The sequence below is a fragment of the Dapis brunnea BLCC-M229 genome, from assembly GCF_050015995.1.
Classification (GTDB): domain Bacteria; phylum Cyanobacteriota; class Cyanobacteriia; order Cyanobacteriales; family Microcoleaceae; genus Trichodesmium.
The window spans coordinates 150,659-168,946 of the sequence record NZ_JBNHEP010000107.1 but is presented as its reverse complement, the minus strand read 5'-3'; the positions used below and the strand labels follow the sequence as shown (position 1 = coordinate 168,946).

The following is an 18,288-nucleotide window of genomic DNA, read 5'->3' as shown; positions in this document are numbered from 1 at the left end:
TCCTTTACATTTTTTAACTTTACTGTAAACAAATGTAACAATTTATTGCCTGAAGTGTCAAGTTAATGTATTAGGGCAAACTGAATAAAAAGTTATAGAAATCCACACTTGTTCGGAATGGACATAAATTTCAAATTATGATAAATAAAAGGGTTAGACCTTGAAGTGAGTAGTAGACTGACATTTATGCAATTGGACTGTTTCAGCTAAAACTGTGCAGAGCGCTTTTTTAGTAATCACCCCATCCCCCCATCTCCCCATCTCCCCATTTTCTAATGCAACATTTAAGATGAAACAGTCCACAATGGTGCGTTACGACGGATTGTTATATCATGTCCAGTTGAATAGTTATAAATAAAAATGGAGAAGTCAGGAGTCGTAGGGGCGAATGGCCATTCGCCCCTACAGGAGTCAGGATGGAAGAGGAGGGAATTTTAAGCTATAAGGAAGAGAAAGTTTTTTGGTCGTGAAGCGGAACGGAGTTCTATCACGCTCTTATCCGGACATGATATTAAATCCTTTTCAGAGTCTAAATTTTAGTAGTATAGCACTACGCAAATAGGGCGCGGACATTTCTAAATCCTGAAACATTTTGATAGTCAACTGTTCCCAGTTAAGTGTTCCCTATTCCCGATTCAAGTAGCGCTATAAATACACACCGTACTGGACTGACACTGACAGATATAAAATGGTGCATTAGATTATGGGAGTGGGGGCGGGTTCATCTGAGTAATTTGTAACAGCATTAACTTAACGTGGAACCCGTCCCTACTATTGACTTATAAAATTACTTATGACTTTTGACTTCTGAATTATGACTTCTGAACTCTTGCCACGCTTGAACTAAATTTCCTTGCATTAAAGCAGCAATACCATTTAATGACCTAATTTCTGGTTGATGAGGGTCAATTTCCAAAGCAGACTTTAAAGCTATTTTTGCCGCCCCAGGATTAAGATTGTATAAATAGACAAAAGCCAAATAAGCATAAGAAAAGGGGTTCTGGGAATCTAACTCAGTTACCCTAGTTAAAGTAGCGATCGCTCCCTCTGCATCTTTTTGTAAAACTTGTGCCAAAGCTAAACTATAGAGCAATTCTAAATTATCTGGTTCCTGTTGCAAACGATAGGTTAAAGTTTGTTCTGCTTGTTCAGTATAATCTTGAACTGGATCGTATTGGTTAACTCGCGCCACTTCCTGAAATACAGTTTCCAACCCCTTTATTCCCTGGGGTAACTTTTGACCCCACATCCGCAACTGGGTCACTAAATCTAATTCTGGTGCTGGTAATATTTGCGCTTGCGGGTCAACTTCTACACGCACGGGTGGTTCTACAGGAATAGGATAAGTTTCCCCAGTTTCTCGGTTAAGATAGGTCGCCTCTAATAGATAAGTTCCCGGTACGATATTAGCTGGGGGTAGCATTCCTATTCGTTCAATAACTTCAAACCCGACCTCAGACTTATTTGCTTGAAACATTCCAGAGTGCAAACTTCCCATTCCTATAGCGCGATCGTGAATGAATTTGGTAACAGGTTTTTCTGAGACATTATTGTCAGTTTTATATCCCCCCCTTGCCCCCCTTTGTAAGGGGGGAGGGTTCAAAGTTCCCCTTTGTAAAGGGGGAGGGTTCAAAGTCCCCCTTTCTAAGGGGGATTTAGGGGGATTCTCAATGTACTTCGTAACTGTGGGAATTGCTATATTTTCTCGGCGATAAGTTAATAAGACTAAACCTGACTGTAATTCTTGCCAGGAACCAGACCATTTATAGGTGATCGGTATGGGAGTTCCTGGTCTGATTTTTGGCGATAAAATTATATAGTCTAGTTTAACTTTTTCCTGTGGTTTAGTCAGGGGATGAACCTCTACAGGTAAAAACTGATTATGATAGAGATTTAAGTTGCTATTATCTGGCAACTTCCAACTTTTTTGTAATTGAAAATTCGGGTGTTGTTCGATGATATTAACAATAGCAGCTTGAGCTTTTTTAATTCTTTTGACAGAACCTTGTTCATTAGTTTTTGTGACAAACCAAGAAAGCGATCGCGCATCTTGTTCTACTTGTTTTAAATTAGTTCCTACTTGCCGACCATAGACCTGTAAATTTTGTAGAGCGCCGTAATAATTTAGGTTATGTTGATTAATTTCTGGAGTGGAAGGTAAAACCCCTAAAGTTGACCGTAAATAGGGGTCAGTTTTGATAATTTCGGTAATTACTTTTTGATGAGGCCATTCTTTGCCTAAATGAGCATAATAAGTAGCACCAGGACTTAACCAAGCAGTAATTCTTCTAGGGAAAATTCCAGCTATCGGCCAGAGATTTAATAACATTAGAATAATTGCTAAACCAACAGTAAAGTAGCGAATTTGTTTTCCTACTTTTCTAGGAAATTGCATTAAACCAAAGGCTAATAAAATTGATAAAACTGGCAATAATGGCAAAGTGTAACGAAAATCTTTGTTGATATTGAGAGAGCAAATTAGGTATCCGCCTATTAAAAATACAGCTAGTAATTGAAAAGAATGGAGCTGAGTTGAAAAATTTTCTTGTTTTTTGTTGAGCCCGATTAAGTAAATAATTAATCCACCAATCGGAATAATTAGTAGAGGTAAAGAAATATGGTAAGGGAGTAATTTTCCATAATAAATCCAAGCATCTAAACTTAAGAGATTGGGGTCTCCTTCAGCAATAGCAGAATCTACTGTTGCTCGTTTACCAGCAGTTAACATTAACAGCCAATTTGTTCTCGCCCAAGGGTAAAAAATTGCGACGGATAAGCAGAGAGAATAAATCAGTTGAATTAGTTTGTACCACTGCCGTTTTTTGAAAATATTTACCCCTATCCAAAGCAAGGGTGTAAAGAGAAAAAATATTGTAGTTTGTTTAATTAAAATTGCCAGACCGAAAGTCAAACCAAAAGCAGTCGCCCAAAGCCAATTCTTTAGAGTTAAAGATATAAGTAAATTACACCAGATTGCAGGTAGATGAGGTACAAATATAAATCGTAAAGTTTTTGTAGTGCGGGCATCTTGCCCGCGACTGGTGTACCTCACTAATATGAAATACGCTGTATTTGCTAGAGTAGAGATTTTTGACAATAATTTATCGAAAATAGAGGTTGTTTCAGAATTAAAATTCAACTTTTCTTTATCAATTTTTCCCGTTTTATGTTCCCTATTCCCTATTCCCTCTTCCCTACTCCCTATTCCCTGTTCCCTATTCCAATACCAAAATGTCAAACAAGAGAAACTTAAAGTTACCATTGCCGTGAGGGGATAGTCGAGTAAAAATTGTAAACGATATCTATATAATCCCGGAAATAATATTGATAATACTGCTGCCCAAAACGCAACTTTTTGATTAAATAATTTGCCACCTAAACTGTAAACTGAAGTCAGTAAAATAGCACTAAATAATAGATGTACTAAAGTTGCTTCATCAGCACCCCTACCAAAAATATTTTGAAACGGAACAGTAAGAATATAAGTTAACGGCGGCACCTTCGGCGAAAGCTGCCAAAAATTCTGCCACCATTCCCCAGAAAACAATTGTACATTTTGTAACGCACGCCAATAAGTAAGAGAACCCGTAAGATAGTCCGCTTGATCCCAAGCAGGAACAGAATTATCAAAAGCAAACCAGAGGCGATCGCTCACCGCCCCCAATAACCATAAAATAGTTAAGGTAAGGATATGATTAACTTTGGGTTGTTTTTTTTCTTGGGCAATCATCTAAAAATTCTCGATACGATCTATCAAAGTCCTGTTTTCTTTTGGTTCAGTAATTGCTCTATCACCTCTGGAGTTACCCAAAATGTCAGACTTCCTTTATTCTTCAAGGAGGTATCATCTGAAGACCAATTTTTGACCTTGTACTGAGGCTTAGACTTGGACTTGGACTTACTCATCTCTAACCTGTGCAGATTTTTTGTGCCATACCCTGTTATTTTTAGCTTATAGTCATCTTTTCTGCAACAAAGACATTAACCACGACAATGGGGTGGAAAACTATTTTCGTCCTACTCAGTTGATGCATCGGATTGTGGCCAATTGGATAATCTTTGACTTTTGGTAGTCCTGCATAGTAATGGTGAGGATATATATTTTTTAATTTCTCCGACACTCCCCATCTCCCAATCTCCCTACACTCCTAGTGCTTCCTTTACCATTACTATGCACCACCACCTGATTTTTTATTTATTAGGACTTACCGAATAATTAAGGTTTAAAGCCTCTCCTTTAAAGGAGAAACAAGAAAAAATTTTCATAATTAATAATTGTTGAAACAGTACCGCTATATATGGTAACTATTTGGTCATTATTCTAGATATAACCAATACAATTAGTGTCGTTGAGTAAGTCCTGTTTATATTTTTGAAGTTTATGTATGCATAAATACTAGACAAAAAATATTTGTTAGTGTAGAGTCAAATCTCGGTATCTATGTGATATTATTAGCCGGTTAGCATAACAAACTTCAAACCCTTGTAAAAAGGTTTTTAAATCTTAGTTGTTGGGGGTTAATATTAAGAAGTTTTTTCATTTACCTTGAATCCAGATGGAACCTACAGCTATACACCACCTGCTCAAGGTGATGTTCCTGAAGGTGGTCTGACAGAGGTGTTCAACTACACTATTACGGATGTAGATGGGGATACCAGTAGCACAACATTAACTATTAGTGTTGATAACGTTAATGCTGCACCCAATGCACAGAATGACAGTTTCACCGTGGAAGCAAATGAGAACAACGGTGACGGCTTCAACTCCTCTGTGAGCGGCAACGTCATCACTAACGACATAGATGATGGCAGCTTAACGGTGACCAGCAATACAAACCCCAACAATGGTTCAATCAGTTTGGATGCCAACGGTGACTTAACCTATACGCCGACTCCCGGCTTCTCAGGTGGCAGCGATACCTTCCAATACACTGTTAGCGATGGTAGTCTTACTGACACCGCCACGGTGGAAATTACCATCGTTGATCCAGGTCGCCAGACCACCTCGGATCAGGACACGCTTGGGTCGCAAACGGTGAAGCTGGATTTGACGACTGAAGAGCAAACTGCCAACAGCACAACCTTTGTAGAGGGCTTTCTTTCTACACCAGAGTTCCAGCCTCCATTCAACATCGGTATTGTTATCGACGTTTCATCAAGCACAGTACTGTTTAATACAGTGGATAATGGTAATGTTGGTGATGTGAACAATGATGGTCTGTCTAACAGTGTTCTCGATTATGAGATTCAATCAACCCTTAATTTGCTTCAATCTATTGTAGACGCACCTGGGTTGGATAATGACACTGTTGATATTGGGTTGATCACCTTTGGAACACAGGGAACTTTGGTTACAGATAACGGTAGTAACTATGATCTTGTAGATCCCAATGACTCGACTGCTATTAATCCAGATCTTGTGAATGCAATCACAAGTTTAACGACACCTGATAGTTCGCCTTTCCAATTCACCAATTTCGATGATGGACTAGACAAGGCAATCGATTTCTTTGATGCTGAAGCGGATAAAAACACAGCGACTAACCTGATGTATTTCATATCAGATGGTGTACCGAATATTGGTGGTGATGGTGATGGTGAATCTGGTACTGGTACAAATGTAGGTGATAACAACGCCAACGCTACTAACTACACCAGTGAGTTAGCTGCCCTAGATAATTTGAGTGTTCAGCGGAATTCGATTGGTGTGACTGCTGGTAGTAATATTGCCTCAGGTAGCGCCCTCCAGGAAATAGATAATACGGGAGGAGCCCAACAGGTCATAGAACCTGATGAACTCACAGGAGTCTTACTCAACAATCCTGTTGTGGGTGAGGTGATTGACTTCGAGGTTTCGGTAAACGGTACAGTTCAGCCTGGTATCGACGAAGATGACTTAATTTCTGGTCCTTTGGGCTATTCCTTTGGTCCATTCGTGGTAGATAATCTCGACCCCTCTCTGGGCACAAGTAACTCGATCGTTGCAACAGGCACCTTAGATTTGGATGGTAATCCCTCAACCATAGACGATCAACTCATGTTGACAGCGACCAACAACATCAACGGAGCGTTACCGCTCATCTAACCGGAGTGCAGGGTGCGATCGCATGCTTATGCTTCTTGAGTGAAGTACGATCGCTCCAGCGTTCTAAAGATACCCCTCTTTTTCAAAATTAAGGTTTGATTCTGTGGTTGCGGTTCAAATATTGAACCGCTTTTTTTTGTTTATATAGCGCTACTTGAATCGGGAATAGGGAACACTTAACTGGGAACAGTTGACTATCAAAAGGTTTCAGGATTTAGAAATGTCCGCGCCCTATTTGCGTAGTGCTATATAAGGAAGAAGGAAGAAGTCGAACCACCTCTAAAAACCCCAATCAATTGTAAACATTAGACCTCTCCGGAAAAGAGGGAGTAGGGAGTAGGGAGTAGAGGGAAAGAATTAATGATTTCTCACGATAATAGATTTTATTTTTCATAAATTATCAATTATATCAAATCCGGTTAATTGCACATAGAATCCGATTATATGATATATGTTTATAATTTCTTAAATTACTTCAAGCCTTCAATCTCCCTACATTGCCCAAATTCCCCTCCTGGGAGAGGTTAGGGGTGGGTCTCCATCTCCCCATCTCCCTATCCCCCCATCTTCCCCAACTATATAATTAAGTATTCAACCGGATTTGATATTATATCATGTCCGGTAGCATCGTTTGTGTAAAATCCGAGCGATATTGCTACGCAACGCTACCGCGAACGCCACTCTTCAAACTCTTGTCAAATTATCAGTAGGCCACCAGTGAAAACAAGTGAGACCTTCAATCAGTAATGGCTGTTTTAGTAAGTTAATACATCGCTCAAAAACTGCTTCCTCCATTTGGTATAGGTCTTCAAAGGTTTGATTACAAATGAGTAGGATTGGCAAAGAGATAGCACTTGATGTATTTTAAATAGCAAGATTAGGATTTACGCACCTATAAGCTATTCTATTCTTTTGGGACTCATAGACAAGCAATTTCAAATACTCTTTGGTTTTTCCTGTCTTGTGTTTAAGTAAGTCCTAAAAATATAACTTATTTCCAGATTTTACTGAGAGGAGTGAAAAATATCAAAGTGCTAAGAAAACTAAAATTATACTATAGCCTTTTTATCTATAGTATTTTAATTTTAATATCTGCCTGTAGCAACACATCAAATATTTCGGACAATCCTACACCCACCAACAATACAATTTCTAAATTAGAGACATTAAAATTTGAAAAAAAGCCCGTTAACGACAAAGGTGGATACTTCTATACTAACGGCGAATACGTTCTTGGACCATTCACCAAAACAATGATTAAAAAATGTCGACAATGGGGAGGTGGAGGCAGTTGCAATAGTAACCAATGGTCAGAAAAATTATTTCTCCAAGCTTACGGAAACGGAAGATGTCCGGAGGGAGCTAGCCTCAATAAAATTATCGGTTATTGTGTTGAAAATAACCAAGTCATGGGTCCTTTTACTCAAGAATTAATTTCTGCTTGTATCAAAGCTAATGGAGGAAATAGCTGTCAGTTAAACCTTTGGAATGCTCGTTTTCTCTACAAACTGATGCAAGATATAGAGATAACAAACAAAACACCGCCCCAGTTTGTCATGTTAGCATTTGACGGTTCCCGTTCCCTAGATGCTTGGAAAAGGTCGCGTAATTTTGCCAAGGAAATGGAAAAAAAAGGCGTTAACGTTCGCTTCACTTATTTTGTCAGTGGTGTATATTTTGTCAGCAAAGACAAACGGAAACTCTACAACGCTCCCGGTGGCAAAGGTAAAGGTCGTTCGGATATTGGTTGGGGAGGAAAAGCTGAAGATATTGGTCTGCGACTCGAACAGGTTAATCTCGTTTACCAGGAAGGTCACGAGATCGCTTCTCATGCAGTCGGTCATTTCAATGGTAGTAAATGGAGCGAGCAAGACTGGGGTGAAGAGTTTGAATATTTTGATAAGTTTCTGTTTGAAGCTCATAAAATTAACGGTTTGCCAGGCTCACTCGTATTCGATCGCGATGCTATAGAAGGTTTTCGTGCTCCCTTATTAGCCAGAAGTCCAGGTTTGTATAAGGTTCTCGCAAAGGATAATTTCCGCTACGACACAAGCAAAGTCGCTTCTTCTAACTATTGGCCACGTCAGGAAAACGGTATTTGGAATTTTCCCCTAGCTAGTTTGACTAACTCCAGAGGCAAGAACGTGTTATCAATGGATTACAATTTCTATTACCTGCATTCTCGGGCAAAACCAAATCCTCGCAATGCTAAACGTTATGAGGAAGATACTTATAAAACTTACATGAGGTATTTTCAGAAAAACTATAATGGCAACCGCGCTCCCATACATATCGGGCATCATTTTTCAGCTTGGAATAATGGTGCATACTGGAATGCTATGTTTAGGTTAGCTGAGTCTGTCTGCGGTTTGCCCGAAGTTCGGTGCGTAACTTATAGCGAGTTGGCAGATTTTATGGACTTGTTGAGTGAGGAGCAAATTAATACCTATCAACAGGGTAATTTTCCTAAAAGTTCTGAGGATAAAAATGATTAGGGAATAGACAAGATGCCTGTGTTATATTATGTCTGGTTGAATAGTTATAAATAATGAGGGAGGAGTCAGGAGTCAGGAAGGAAGAGGAAAAAGTTTTAAGGTATGAATGAAGTAGGGGCGAATGGCCATTCACCCCTACAGAGTTTTGGTTATTGACGTGAGGTCATCAATCTGAAAAGCGCTGTAAATGCCCCACTGTATAATATCTACTTCCCACAAACCCGGTTTCTTAGATTTGATATAAACCCTTCAGAACCAAACAAAAAGCCAGATTTTAATAATTAATATTATGTCCATTGGTATCGTTGGTGTAAAAGCTGGAGAAACATCATACCTTATGTTAGAAGCTGTTTGTAAACTCATAAAAACCTCTCTCCAAACCTCTCTCCTGCGAGGAGAGAGGCTTTGAAACCCACATTGCTTACCCCCCTTTCAAAACTATCCCTTATAAGGAACTCCTGAAAACCTTGTGGGAAGTAGGGGAGTAGGGGAGCAGGGAGCAGGGGAGAAAGGAGAAAGAATCATAGTAGATCGGAAAAACTACTTAACTGGACTTTTAGATTTTTTACACTGAAAATGGCTTCAAACCCAGTATTAGCAAGGGAAATACCTGAACTTGCTGAAAATGGCTGAAACCTAGATATATCAAGAAACCCTTTGATTTCAGGTAAAAACATTACTGTATAAAGGTTTTACCTTATTTTTAACCTGTTTTTTCCTAAAGTCCAGTTAAGTTATCGAAAAGAATGTACTTTTGAATACACTTTTTCTCTGACAAAAACCTTTTAAAGACTGATTCACAACTTGTCTCTAAAAGTCAATTTTTATGTTAAGAAAGATGTTTATAAAGCATAGCTTTCAAAGGGGGGCAGGGGGGATAGGAGGGGGCAGGGGGTTAGGTTTTTAGGATTCATCGGTTCTATGCAATACTTCTCAAACAGCTTCTTGGAGTTCTTCCTTTTCTTAAAACTTCTTTCTTCTTCCTTACCTTCTATACAATACCGATGCTACCGAACATGATATAATAAAACAAGGAGCCGAAAGCCATGTCTTATAGTGAATTTAAAACCATAGCTGAGGTGCGCGATCGCTTTGAGCTGAGAGTAGATGAGTCAAAAAATTTATTTGCTGACATTCCTCCTGTAGAAGTCAGCGAATTTCTGCAACAAATCTTAGAACGAAATATTCCTCTCGCAAATGCTATCAATACAGAAAAAGCCCGTTCTGAACTTTTAATTGCGCCTACCCTATTAGAAATTCGGCAGATGTATAAAAATGAGGTGGGTTTTTTTTCTGGTTCGGAATTCAATATCGATTCGGAGTTAGGATTAAACGGTTATTGTGACTTTATTTTAACAGCTTCAAGAGAAATTTATGAAATATGCCGACCAGTGCTGACATTAGTTGAAGCCAAGAATGAAAATATTAAAGGAGGTTTAGCCCAGTGTATGGCTGAAATGATTGCTGCTCAAAGATTTAACTTGAGAGAAAATATCAATTTACCGATTTATGGAGCCGTAACAACAGGAACTATCTGGCAGTTTCTTCTCTTAGAAGGTAATCTCCTCTGTATCGATCTGCGTGAATACTATATTAGAGATACTGAAAAACTTTTGGCTATTTTGTCTCATCCGTTTCAGGAATATCTTGGACATAATAACATGAGCCTAACCTCATATAGTGACAATTAAAGCTTGTAGTATTGCTCTAGACCGAACTGTAGATAGGGCTAGAACAATACTACAAACAAAAACTTTTTGATCACTTATGATCTGGACATGATATTACTCAGGACTTAAAATCAATTTCCGTATTTCAATCCCAATGGTTTAGCCACAGGTACTGATAACTGATAACTGTTAACGTAGTTCCTCCGATAGGAGGCTAACTGATAACTGAAATTACTTTGGTTCCTGCTGAGTCGTGCAATGTATTCCACCTCCTCCAGCAGCAATTTCATCAATATTAATTTGTACAATATCTCGACCGGGAAAAAGTCGCCCTAAAGTTTCCTTTGCACGTCGATCTGCCTGGCGATCGCCAAATTGTGGAGCAATAACCGCGCCATTAATAACGTAAAAGTTAATATATCCTGCTGCAAAGTCATCAGTTTCGTATCCTGGTCGTATCTTTTTCGGACCCTCAAGTACAACAACTTCTAATTTATTCCCATCCGCATCCGTTGTCGATCGCAGAATTTCTAGATGTTTTTTCGTAACAGCATGGTCAAAAGAATCAGGATCTGGATCGTATCCAGCAATAACAACACCAGGACGAGCAAAACGGGCATAAAAATCTGTATGACCATCCGTAATATCATAACCTCTGATACCAGGCAACCAAATAATTTTCCGCAACCCCAATAAATACTTCAATTCTGCTTCACAGTCAGCTTTACTCCAACCAGGATTACGATTATCATTAATAATACAACTTTCAGTCACGATCGCCGTCCCCTGACCATCGACTTCAATACCACCACCCTCAAATATAAGGTCTGTCTCGAACAATTGTACTCCAGACTGTTTGGCCACAAACCGAGCTACTTTAGCATCGCGATCGTGATATTGCTTGTTTCCCCAACCATTAAAATTAAAATCAATAGCTGCTTTCTCACCAGCATCATTGACAACAAAAACGCAACCTGTATCCCGCATCCATAGGTCATCTATTGGGCAAACAATCAATTCTACATCAGTACCACATTTAGCTAGAGCTACCTTATAGTCTTTTTCTCGCACTAACATTTTAACAGGTTCATATTTGACAATAGCTTTAGCAATTCTGGCGAGATTATCTTGTACTCCAGAAGCGTATTTCCTTCCCCAAATATCTGGACTAGCACTAAAGGCCATCCAACTACATAAATGAGGTTCGGCTTCATCGGGCATAAAAAAGGAAGAATTAGATTGCATAGAAGATGAGATGTTATTTGATAATTGAGCATTAGCTGTTGAAAGGTTGGCAAAACTTTTTCCTGAGAAAATAAAACCTGATGTTGTTGCCATTAATTGCAGAAAGGAACGTCTATTCATAGAGTAGGTTTTAGATTGACATGATTTACAGTAGATTCCAAGTCCAGAGATTACAGCGGTTTTCATTTCAGTAGACCACAGTAGGGGCGAATGGCCAGCAAGCCCCTACAGGGTTTTGGTTATGACAATGTGGTTCATCCATCTGAAAAGCGCTGTAACATTCAAACCTCTATAGTGCGGGCATCTTGCCCGCGTTAATTTTAGAGAATCCATTTGATATATTTTGGGGAAGTTGAGCTTTCATATCAAATCCGGTTAATTCGGTATAAAAAAATGTTCCATCTTCACATAATGCCAAATCTGGCGTTGCTGAAACACGGTATGAAATTCCTAAATTTATAATGTGTAAATCAGACCTATTTTCCCTCTTTAAGGTAGGGAAAAAGCACCTTTCTAGCTCCTGACTCCTGAGGACTGTAAAATCATACTTTTATTCAGCAACGCCCCAAATCTTTCTATATTTACCCATCCCCCCACACTCCCCACCATTCCCAAACTCTATTATCTAATTACACCGATACTACTGGACTTGATATCATACCTCTCGGTTAAGGTTTTGGAGGTCTCAGTTGAGGTTAAAAACCTCTAAAATATTACTTTTAACTTTCTAATTAGACTCCAATTGTGCATTCAAAGTTTTCACAATTCGATCGCGTGTTTCTTCTAAATGCGCCCTAGTATAGTCATCCATCTTCTTACCCCGTTTTTTAATCGCCTTCTGCAAATCTTTATCAAGTTGTCGCAGTTCATACCACGCTAAACTCCGAGCATCTTCAGGCACAGTACGATTACGCAATACCATTGAAATTAATAGCTTCAGATGTTCCCGTTGTAGGGAACGACGCATACTAGAAATTTGAACTTCTCCCCCAGTTTGTTGTAAAACTTCACTCCAAATACTATTTTGCAGAGTATCAAAAAGTTCTGGCAATTTCAAAACATTCTCTGGCGTGGTCTTCAACTCCAAATCTCGTAGACGAGTCAAACGAGTATCAGAAAGGAGCGATCGTAAAACTATTCGTTGCAGCAATAAAATCCGATCTTGAATCGGATAATCTAAAGGAAAAACCAAAACTGGGCTTCCCCAATGTTGCCAACGTGAGGGTGCCAACTTATTCAGCAAATCGGGTGAGAACTCAAACGCATCCTCATTAAAAATATATTTATCTAGTATTTTTAATGCTTGACGCTGTTTCTCTATAGAAATTGTTTCAAAAGGCAATCTCCCATTAGCATTTTTGATACTCTCTCGATTAAACGACTGACCCCCTACATACAAAGCACTATCTATTATTTGTCGGAAATAATAAGATAAAACTGTATCGAACATGACTCTAATATCGCTATAACTTTCATCACTTCTGGGAACGCGCTTTTCTAAACTTCTCCAAATCTTCCGAGCATTATCTAATTGCCATTGAGCATAAATTAAAGTATTGCTACTGAGGTCATAACTGTTTGCTGCTGGATCTAAGATGTCATAGGAATCTTCATCTGGTGCATAAGATAATTCTGGTTGCACTGCTCGACTTGCAATGTCTTGTAAAAATGCTTTTTCACCAATATAACTAGCTATTCCACTAGGTTTGTAACCATATTCAATCGCCCAGTCATCATAAGGACCGACTACAACCGGAAAGTAGTCTCCTTGTGTTGTTTCCTCTGGTGCGAGGTTGACTGGTACATAATCCATTACAGATGCTACCAACCCTTTTGTGTGAGTAATGCTAGTATCATTCAACTGTTCTGGTTCCAACATCGTGCTACCATGAAAATTATGTCTGAGACCGAGAGTATGTCCGACTTCGTGAGCAGTGAGATGTTTGAGGAACTGATTGACATATTTTTCCATTTCTGTACTGTAGGGTCTGACATTTTGCAAAACATCCATTGCTATTGCTCCCACTGCTAACTGTTGAGATGAGTTCCAAGCAAAACAAAGGTGTTCTGATGACTTATGAGAAGATAAATATTGTGCTTGTAAAGATTTAGGAATTATAGATTCTATATTGTTATTTTTGTTGGAAATATTTGCTTCTGCCTCAATTTCTAAATCATCTAAATTAGGAGAATACATATCTAAAACACAAGGATTATAACTTTTTCCATCCTTAGTTTTAAAAGCCTTAGCCAAAGATTGATTTTGTAAAATTAGACTCCCGATTTGACCATATTTAATATCTCTAATAATTCCTGCATCTAAAATAATATCTGCATCTAAAATTTGCCCTGTTAATGGATTGAAACGGGAAGGACCTATGCCTTTAAACCAAGATTCAAAAGTAGTTGACCAACGAATCGTATTGTAACGAACATCTGCTGGATCCCAAGTAGCATTATCGGGCATTTGTTTGACTTGAATAGCATCAATAAATCCAGCTTTTTCAAAAGCCTTATTCCACATTAATATTCCTTCTCGAATTGCATCACGATATTGGACTGGGACTGTATTTTCTATCCAAAAAGTTATTGGTTCTAAGGGTGGTGATAAAGGTGCGCTAGGAATTTGTTTTTCCAGATGCCATCTCTGAATATAACGAACAAAAGGTTCCCGACGATTATTGTCTGAAACATCTTTATATGCACTAATAAAATAACCTACTCTTTCATCTGCAAGTCGAGGAATATAACCATTATTTATTGGTAATTCAGAAAAACTGTAACGGACTCTCAGGTTAAAAGCACGACTATCTGGTACAGATTCTAAATATTCTGGGTATTTTTCATTTAGGATACCATATACTGACTCTAATTCTATATTTAAAGGAAATGCTTTAGCATCACTAATATAAGATTTTGTCTCATCTATTGAGTAATCATAAGGTAAGTATTCTTCTAATGATGGTAAGTTAAAATCCCCTATCAATAAATTTTCTAAATCTATGAGTAATGTTTGTGTTTGAGAATGAATTGCTTTGATGGGTAGAGAATATAAAACTGAATCACTAAAAGAACGTTTAATCGAACGAGCTTGTGGGTCTAATTCGTTAGTTCTAAAATTGAGATTTGGCAGAACAAATTGAATATTATCTTGCTGTTTCCTTAACTGGAATACAAAATCTCTCATTGGTATGCCACTAATTAAACCCGCTTCACCAATACCTGATTCTAAAGTAATCACAGAAAGGAAATTTTTATTCAGTTGTTCAGGTTGAATTTCCATTAATGTTTGACCTGTTTCTTGGTCTCGATAAAGGGTAAATATTCCTTCTAGTTTTTCATACCCATCAACTAATTCTTCATAAGCATCATCTCTTGCTTCTGCATTACTAATTAATTGTGCTTCTGCTGAAATATTTGTTATTGAAGCTCTGGTCGTAGGAACCATTGATATAACCAGTATCAATGATAGACAAAACAGCAGTAATATGCTGATCGCCTTACTAATTTTTAGCAAAATTATTTTGTTTAGTTGTTTTGTCTGTTTATGAGTTTTATTTTGATTAAAAATCCACATAATATAATTAATTCAGGACTTCATACTAGGTCATTTCAGTTATCAGTTAGCCTCCTATCGGAGGAACTACGTTAACAGTTATCAGTTATCAGTACCTCTGGCTGAAGCATCAGGATTGAAATACTGAAGTTGATTTTCTCTTGGTCGATTTGATCTGGCGTTTCGCTACGCGTTTCATGTCGCGTAGCGTCCCGGAGGGAAAGGAGACCTGCTCTTGCAGAGCCGCTTCGCTTGATATGTTGCGGAGCAAAACGCCATCCCACCCTTCGGGAAACTCCGATTTTCATGTCGGCGACAGCCGAAGTGCGTTTGCGTAGCATTCCGATAGGAAAGTTGTGTGCTAGCTAAACGACCGCTTTTTCATCCCGTTGAAAGGGGAAGTTTTAGACTTTTTTTTAGTAAAATTTACTCTTTTTCTATAATAATTGCAGAATTTATTTATTGCCTATTATTTACAATCTACAAAGAAAAATATGATTATAATCTTAGACTAAAAGGTAAATACTCATCAAAGTAAAAATAAACATAAAGATATGGAACTTTTGGCCTCTTGGCATCAATCAATTACATCAAGCTGGCAGAACCTGACAAGAATTATTCTACTTTTGGCCTTTGCAGCCATTGTTGGCTTTGCCTGCGATTGGCTGGGAGTTCCTGTAGGATGGTTACTTGGGCCTCTATTAGTTGGCATTGTTTATGCTTGTATTCAGGATAATCCCAAACCTCTCCCTTCTGATTTTATTAAAGTTGGCAAGGCAATTATCGGACTTTACTCAGCGTCCAGATTTTCTCCTGATACACTAATGTTAGCAACAACCCACGCCATACCTGTAATATTGTGTATTTTAGGAACGGGTGCTTTAAGTATGTTTAATGGCTACTTACTGTGGAAATGGGGTGGAGTGAATAAATTAACAAGTTTTTTAGGGTCTATTCCTGGTTCAGCTGCTACTTTAGCTCTTCTGAGTGAAGAGTTTGGGGCAGAGCCAATAACAGTCACTGTGCTTCAATATATCCGCATGGTTATTGTGGTACTAACTATACCCACAACTGTTACTCTTCTATTTCCCGATAACGTAGTGGAACCCATAATGACAGCAGAATCAACAGTTAACGATTCTATGGTCTCAATATTCTTTAATTTACCTGTATTGGCTGGATGTTGTATTTTGGGAATTATACTTGGTAAGTGGCTCAAGCTGCCTACAACCGGATTTTTAGGTGCCTTTTTAGTAGGACTATTATTATTTTGGAATCTGCCTGGCTTGTTTTTCGTGCCCCATTGGTTGTGGGTTTTTGCATTGATTTTAGTTGGACTTTCCATCGGTTTGAGATTTAATCTCCAAGCAGTCCGCAAGCTTTGGAAACCCATATTACTGGAAATTATTCTTGTTATTGTACTGATGTTATCTTGTCTTGCTATTGGATATCAATTTCACTTGATAACTAAAATAGATTTAGTAACAGCAATTCTTGGTTTTACACCGGGAGGAATAGAAGCTATGATTGCAACAGCTAATCAGTTAGGAGGGAATACGGGAATGGTGTTAGCAATACAAGTAACACGGCAAATGTTGATTTTACTAGGTCTTTATCTATTGGGACTTACACAAAATAGAAGCATAAAACAGCCTGAAACATAGAAGTGTCGGGAAGGTTTGTAGTTGGGCTAAAGCCCAACTACGAGCTTTAATCAAATCAAAAAATTCCCTTAGCAGAATTCTCAACAAGATAACCAGGCGACGCAATTAAATTCAGTCGCATTAGCTCTTCTGGAACTAGCTTCGGCAACTGTTGCACCAGAGTCAGAAAATCTTCTTGCTCTTTGGGAGCGATAATTCCCTCAGTTAGAGTCTCGAACTTGCGAATATAATCAGGACGCCGAAACGGTCTAGCCCCATAAGAATGTGCATTAGCAACAGCCAGTTCATCCTCAATTTTAGAACCATCATTAAAGAAAATCTCAACGCGAGCGCCAAATGCTCTTTCTTTGGGATCGCGACTGTGATAGCGTCGCGTCCATTCAGGGTCTTCTAGCGTGCGTACCTTCTGCCAAAGGCGAACCGTATCCTCGCGCTGTGCGCGTTCTGGAGTATAAGAATCAAAGTGATGCCAGCGTCTGTCTTGCAGAGCAACAGCAAAGATGTATGTAATCGAATGATCCAGGGTTTCCCGCGTCGCTTGGGGGTTCATCTTCTGCGGATCTCCCGAACCTGTACCGATGACATAATGAGTTTGATGGCTGCCGTGAATGACAATTTCTTTTATCTTCTCGAAGTCATCAATTTTTTCTCCCATCCGAAACGCTAAATCAATAAGTCCTTGGGCTTGATATTCCGCAGAATGTTCTTTAGTGTAAGATTCGAGAATTGCTCGTTTGGGTTCCCCAGGTTCGGGAAGAGGAACTTCATATACGGCATTCGGTCCGCTTAAAATCCAAGCAATAATACTGTCCTCACCTTCGTAAATTGGTGATGGCGAACCTTCTCCTCTCATGCAGCGATCGACAGCTTCCAAGGCATTCTTACCAGCATAAGCAGGAGCATAAGCTTTCCAGCTTGAAATATCAGCTTTGCGAGATTGCCTGGTCGTAATCGTGGTGTGAACTGCCTGCTGGATAGCTTGATAAATCGTTTCTGTATCTAATTCTAACAGAGTACCAATTCCAGCAGCAACAGAAGGTCCCAAATGAGCTACATGATCGATTTTGTGTTCGTGGAGACAAATTCCTTTTACTAAATCGATCTGAATTTCATAGGCAGTTGCAATCGCCCGCGTCAGAGCTGCGCCGTTACAACCACATTGTTGAGCTACTGCAATAATTGAGGGAATATTATCTCCTGGATGAGAATAATCAGCAGCATGAAAAGTATCGTGAAAGTCTAGTTCTCTCACAGCTACGCTATTTGCCCACGCTGCCCATTCCGCACATACTTTTGTTTCTGGGGGAACGCCAAAGATGGTTGCACCACTATTGCGTAAGTGAGTTAGGGCTTGAGCGCGGGCTGTTTGAACTGAATGATAATTGAGAGCAGCACACGCAGAAGCAGCATTGTCGATGATGCGGTTGATAATCATTTCAACTACCTCATCTTCAAGTGCAACTGGATCGGATGCTACTGCGGCAATTTTCCAGGCAAGTTGTTCTTCCTTGGGAAGATACTCTTTAGAGGGATAAGTTCTGACCTGATGAATTTTCATTTTTTATCTGAATAC

At 38.9% G+C, this 18,288-nt stretch carries 8 protein-coding genes; 4 read left to right on the top strand and 4 right to left on the bottom strand.

Annotation, left to right across the window (positions count from 1 at the left end):
• Positions 1-787: 787 nt before the first annotated feature.
• Complete coding sequence (locus ACP6PM_RS13600) at positions 788-3,730, bottom strand: glycosyltransferase family 39 protein (RefSeq protein WP_426585416.1); 2,943 nt, start codon at positions 3,728-3,730, stop codon at positions 788-790.
• A gap of 816 nt (positions 3,731-4,546) precedes the next feature.
• Between ACP6PM_RS13600 and ACP6PM_RS13595 the strand changes: the two genes are divergently transcribed.
• From ACP6PM_RS13595 to ACP6PM_RS13585, 3 genes are all read left to right on the top strand, one after another.
• Positions 4,547-6,085, top strand: coding sequence for an Ig-like domain-containing protein (locus ACP6PM_RS13595; RefSeq protein ID WP_426585414.1), 1,539 nt, complete (start codon positions 4,547-4,549; stop codon positions 6,083-6,085).
• A gap of 1,253 nt (positions 6,086-7,338) precedes the next feature.
• Positions 7,339-8,580, top strand: coding sequence for a polysaccharide deacetylase family protein (locus ACP6PM_RS13590; RefSeq protein ID WP_426585412.1), 1,242 nt, complete (start codon positions 7,339-7,341; stop codon positions 8,578-8,580).
• A 1,046-nt stretch (positions 8,581-9,626) separates the two neighbouring features.
• Positions 9,627-10,271, top strand: a complete 645-nt coding sequence (locus ACP6PM_RS13585) for a hypothetical protein (protein ID WP_426585411.1) — start codon at positions 9,627-9,629, stop codon at positions 10,269-10,271.
• Between the two features lie 210 nt (positions 10,272-10,481).
• Here ACP6PM_RS13585 and ACP6PM_RS13580 read toward each other — a convergent pair whose 3' ends face one another.
• Together ACP6PM_RS13580 and ACP6PM_RS13575 are read right to left on the bottom strand one after the other, a co-directional pair.
• A complete protein-coding gene (locus ACP6PM_RS13580; protein ID WP_426585410.1) occupies positions 10,482-11,615 on the bottom strand; it encodes an agmatine deiminase family protein in 1,134 nt (377 codons plus the stop codon).
• Positions 11,616-12,222: 607 nt separating this feature from the next.
• Positions 12,223-14,943 carry a zinc-dependent metalloprotease gene (locus ACP6PM_RS13575; protein WP_426585408.1) on the bottom strand — a complete coding sequence of 907 codons (2,721 nt, stop codon included), beginning with the start codon at positions 14,941-14,943 and terminating at the stop codon, positions 12,223-12,225.
• A gap of 662 nt (positions 14,944-15,605) precedes the next feature.
• Here ACP6PM_RS13575 and ACP6PM_RS13570 point away from each other — a divergent pair.
• Positions 15,606-16,715, top strand: coding sequence for an AbrB family transcriptional regulator (locus ACP6PM_RS13570; protein WP_426585406.1), 1,110 nt, complete (start codon positions 15,606-15,608; stop codon positions 16,713-16,715).
• Positions 16,716-16,770: 55 nt separating this feature from the next.
• Here the strand turns inward: ACP6PM_RS13570 and ACP6PM_RS13565 are convergent, their stop codons facing one another.
• Positions 16,771-18,273 (bottom strand): MmgE/PrpD family protein, encoded by a 1,503-nt coding sequence (locus ACP6PM_RS13565; RefSeq protein ID WP_426585404.1) that lies wholly within the window; start codon positions 18,271-18,273, stop codon positions 16,771-16,773.
• Between the last annotated feature and the right edge of the window lie 15 nt (positions 18,274-18,288).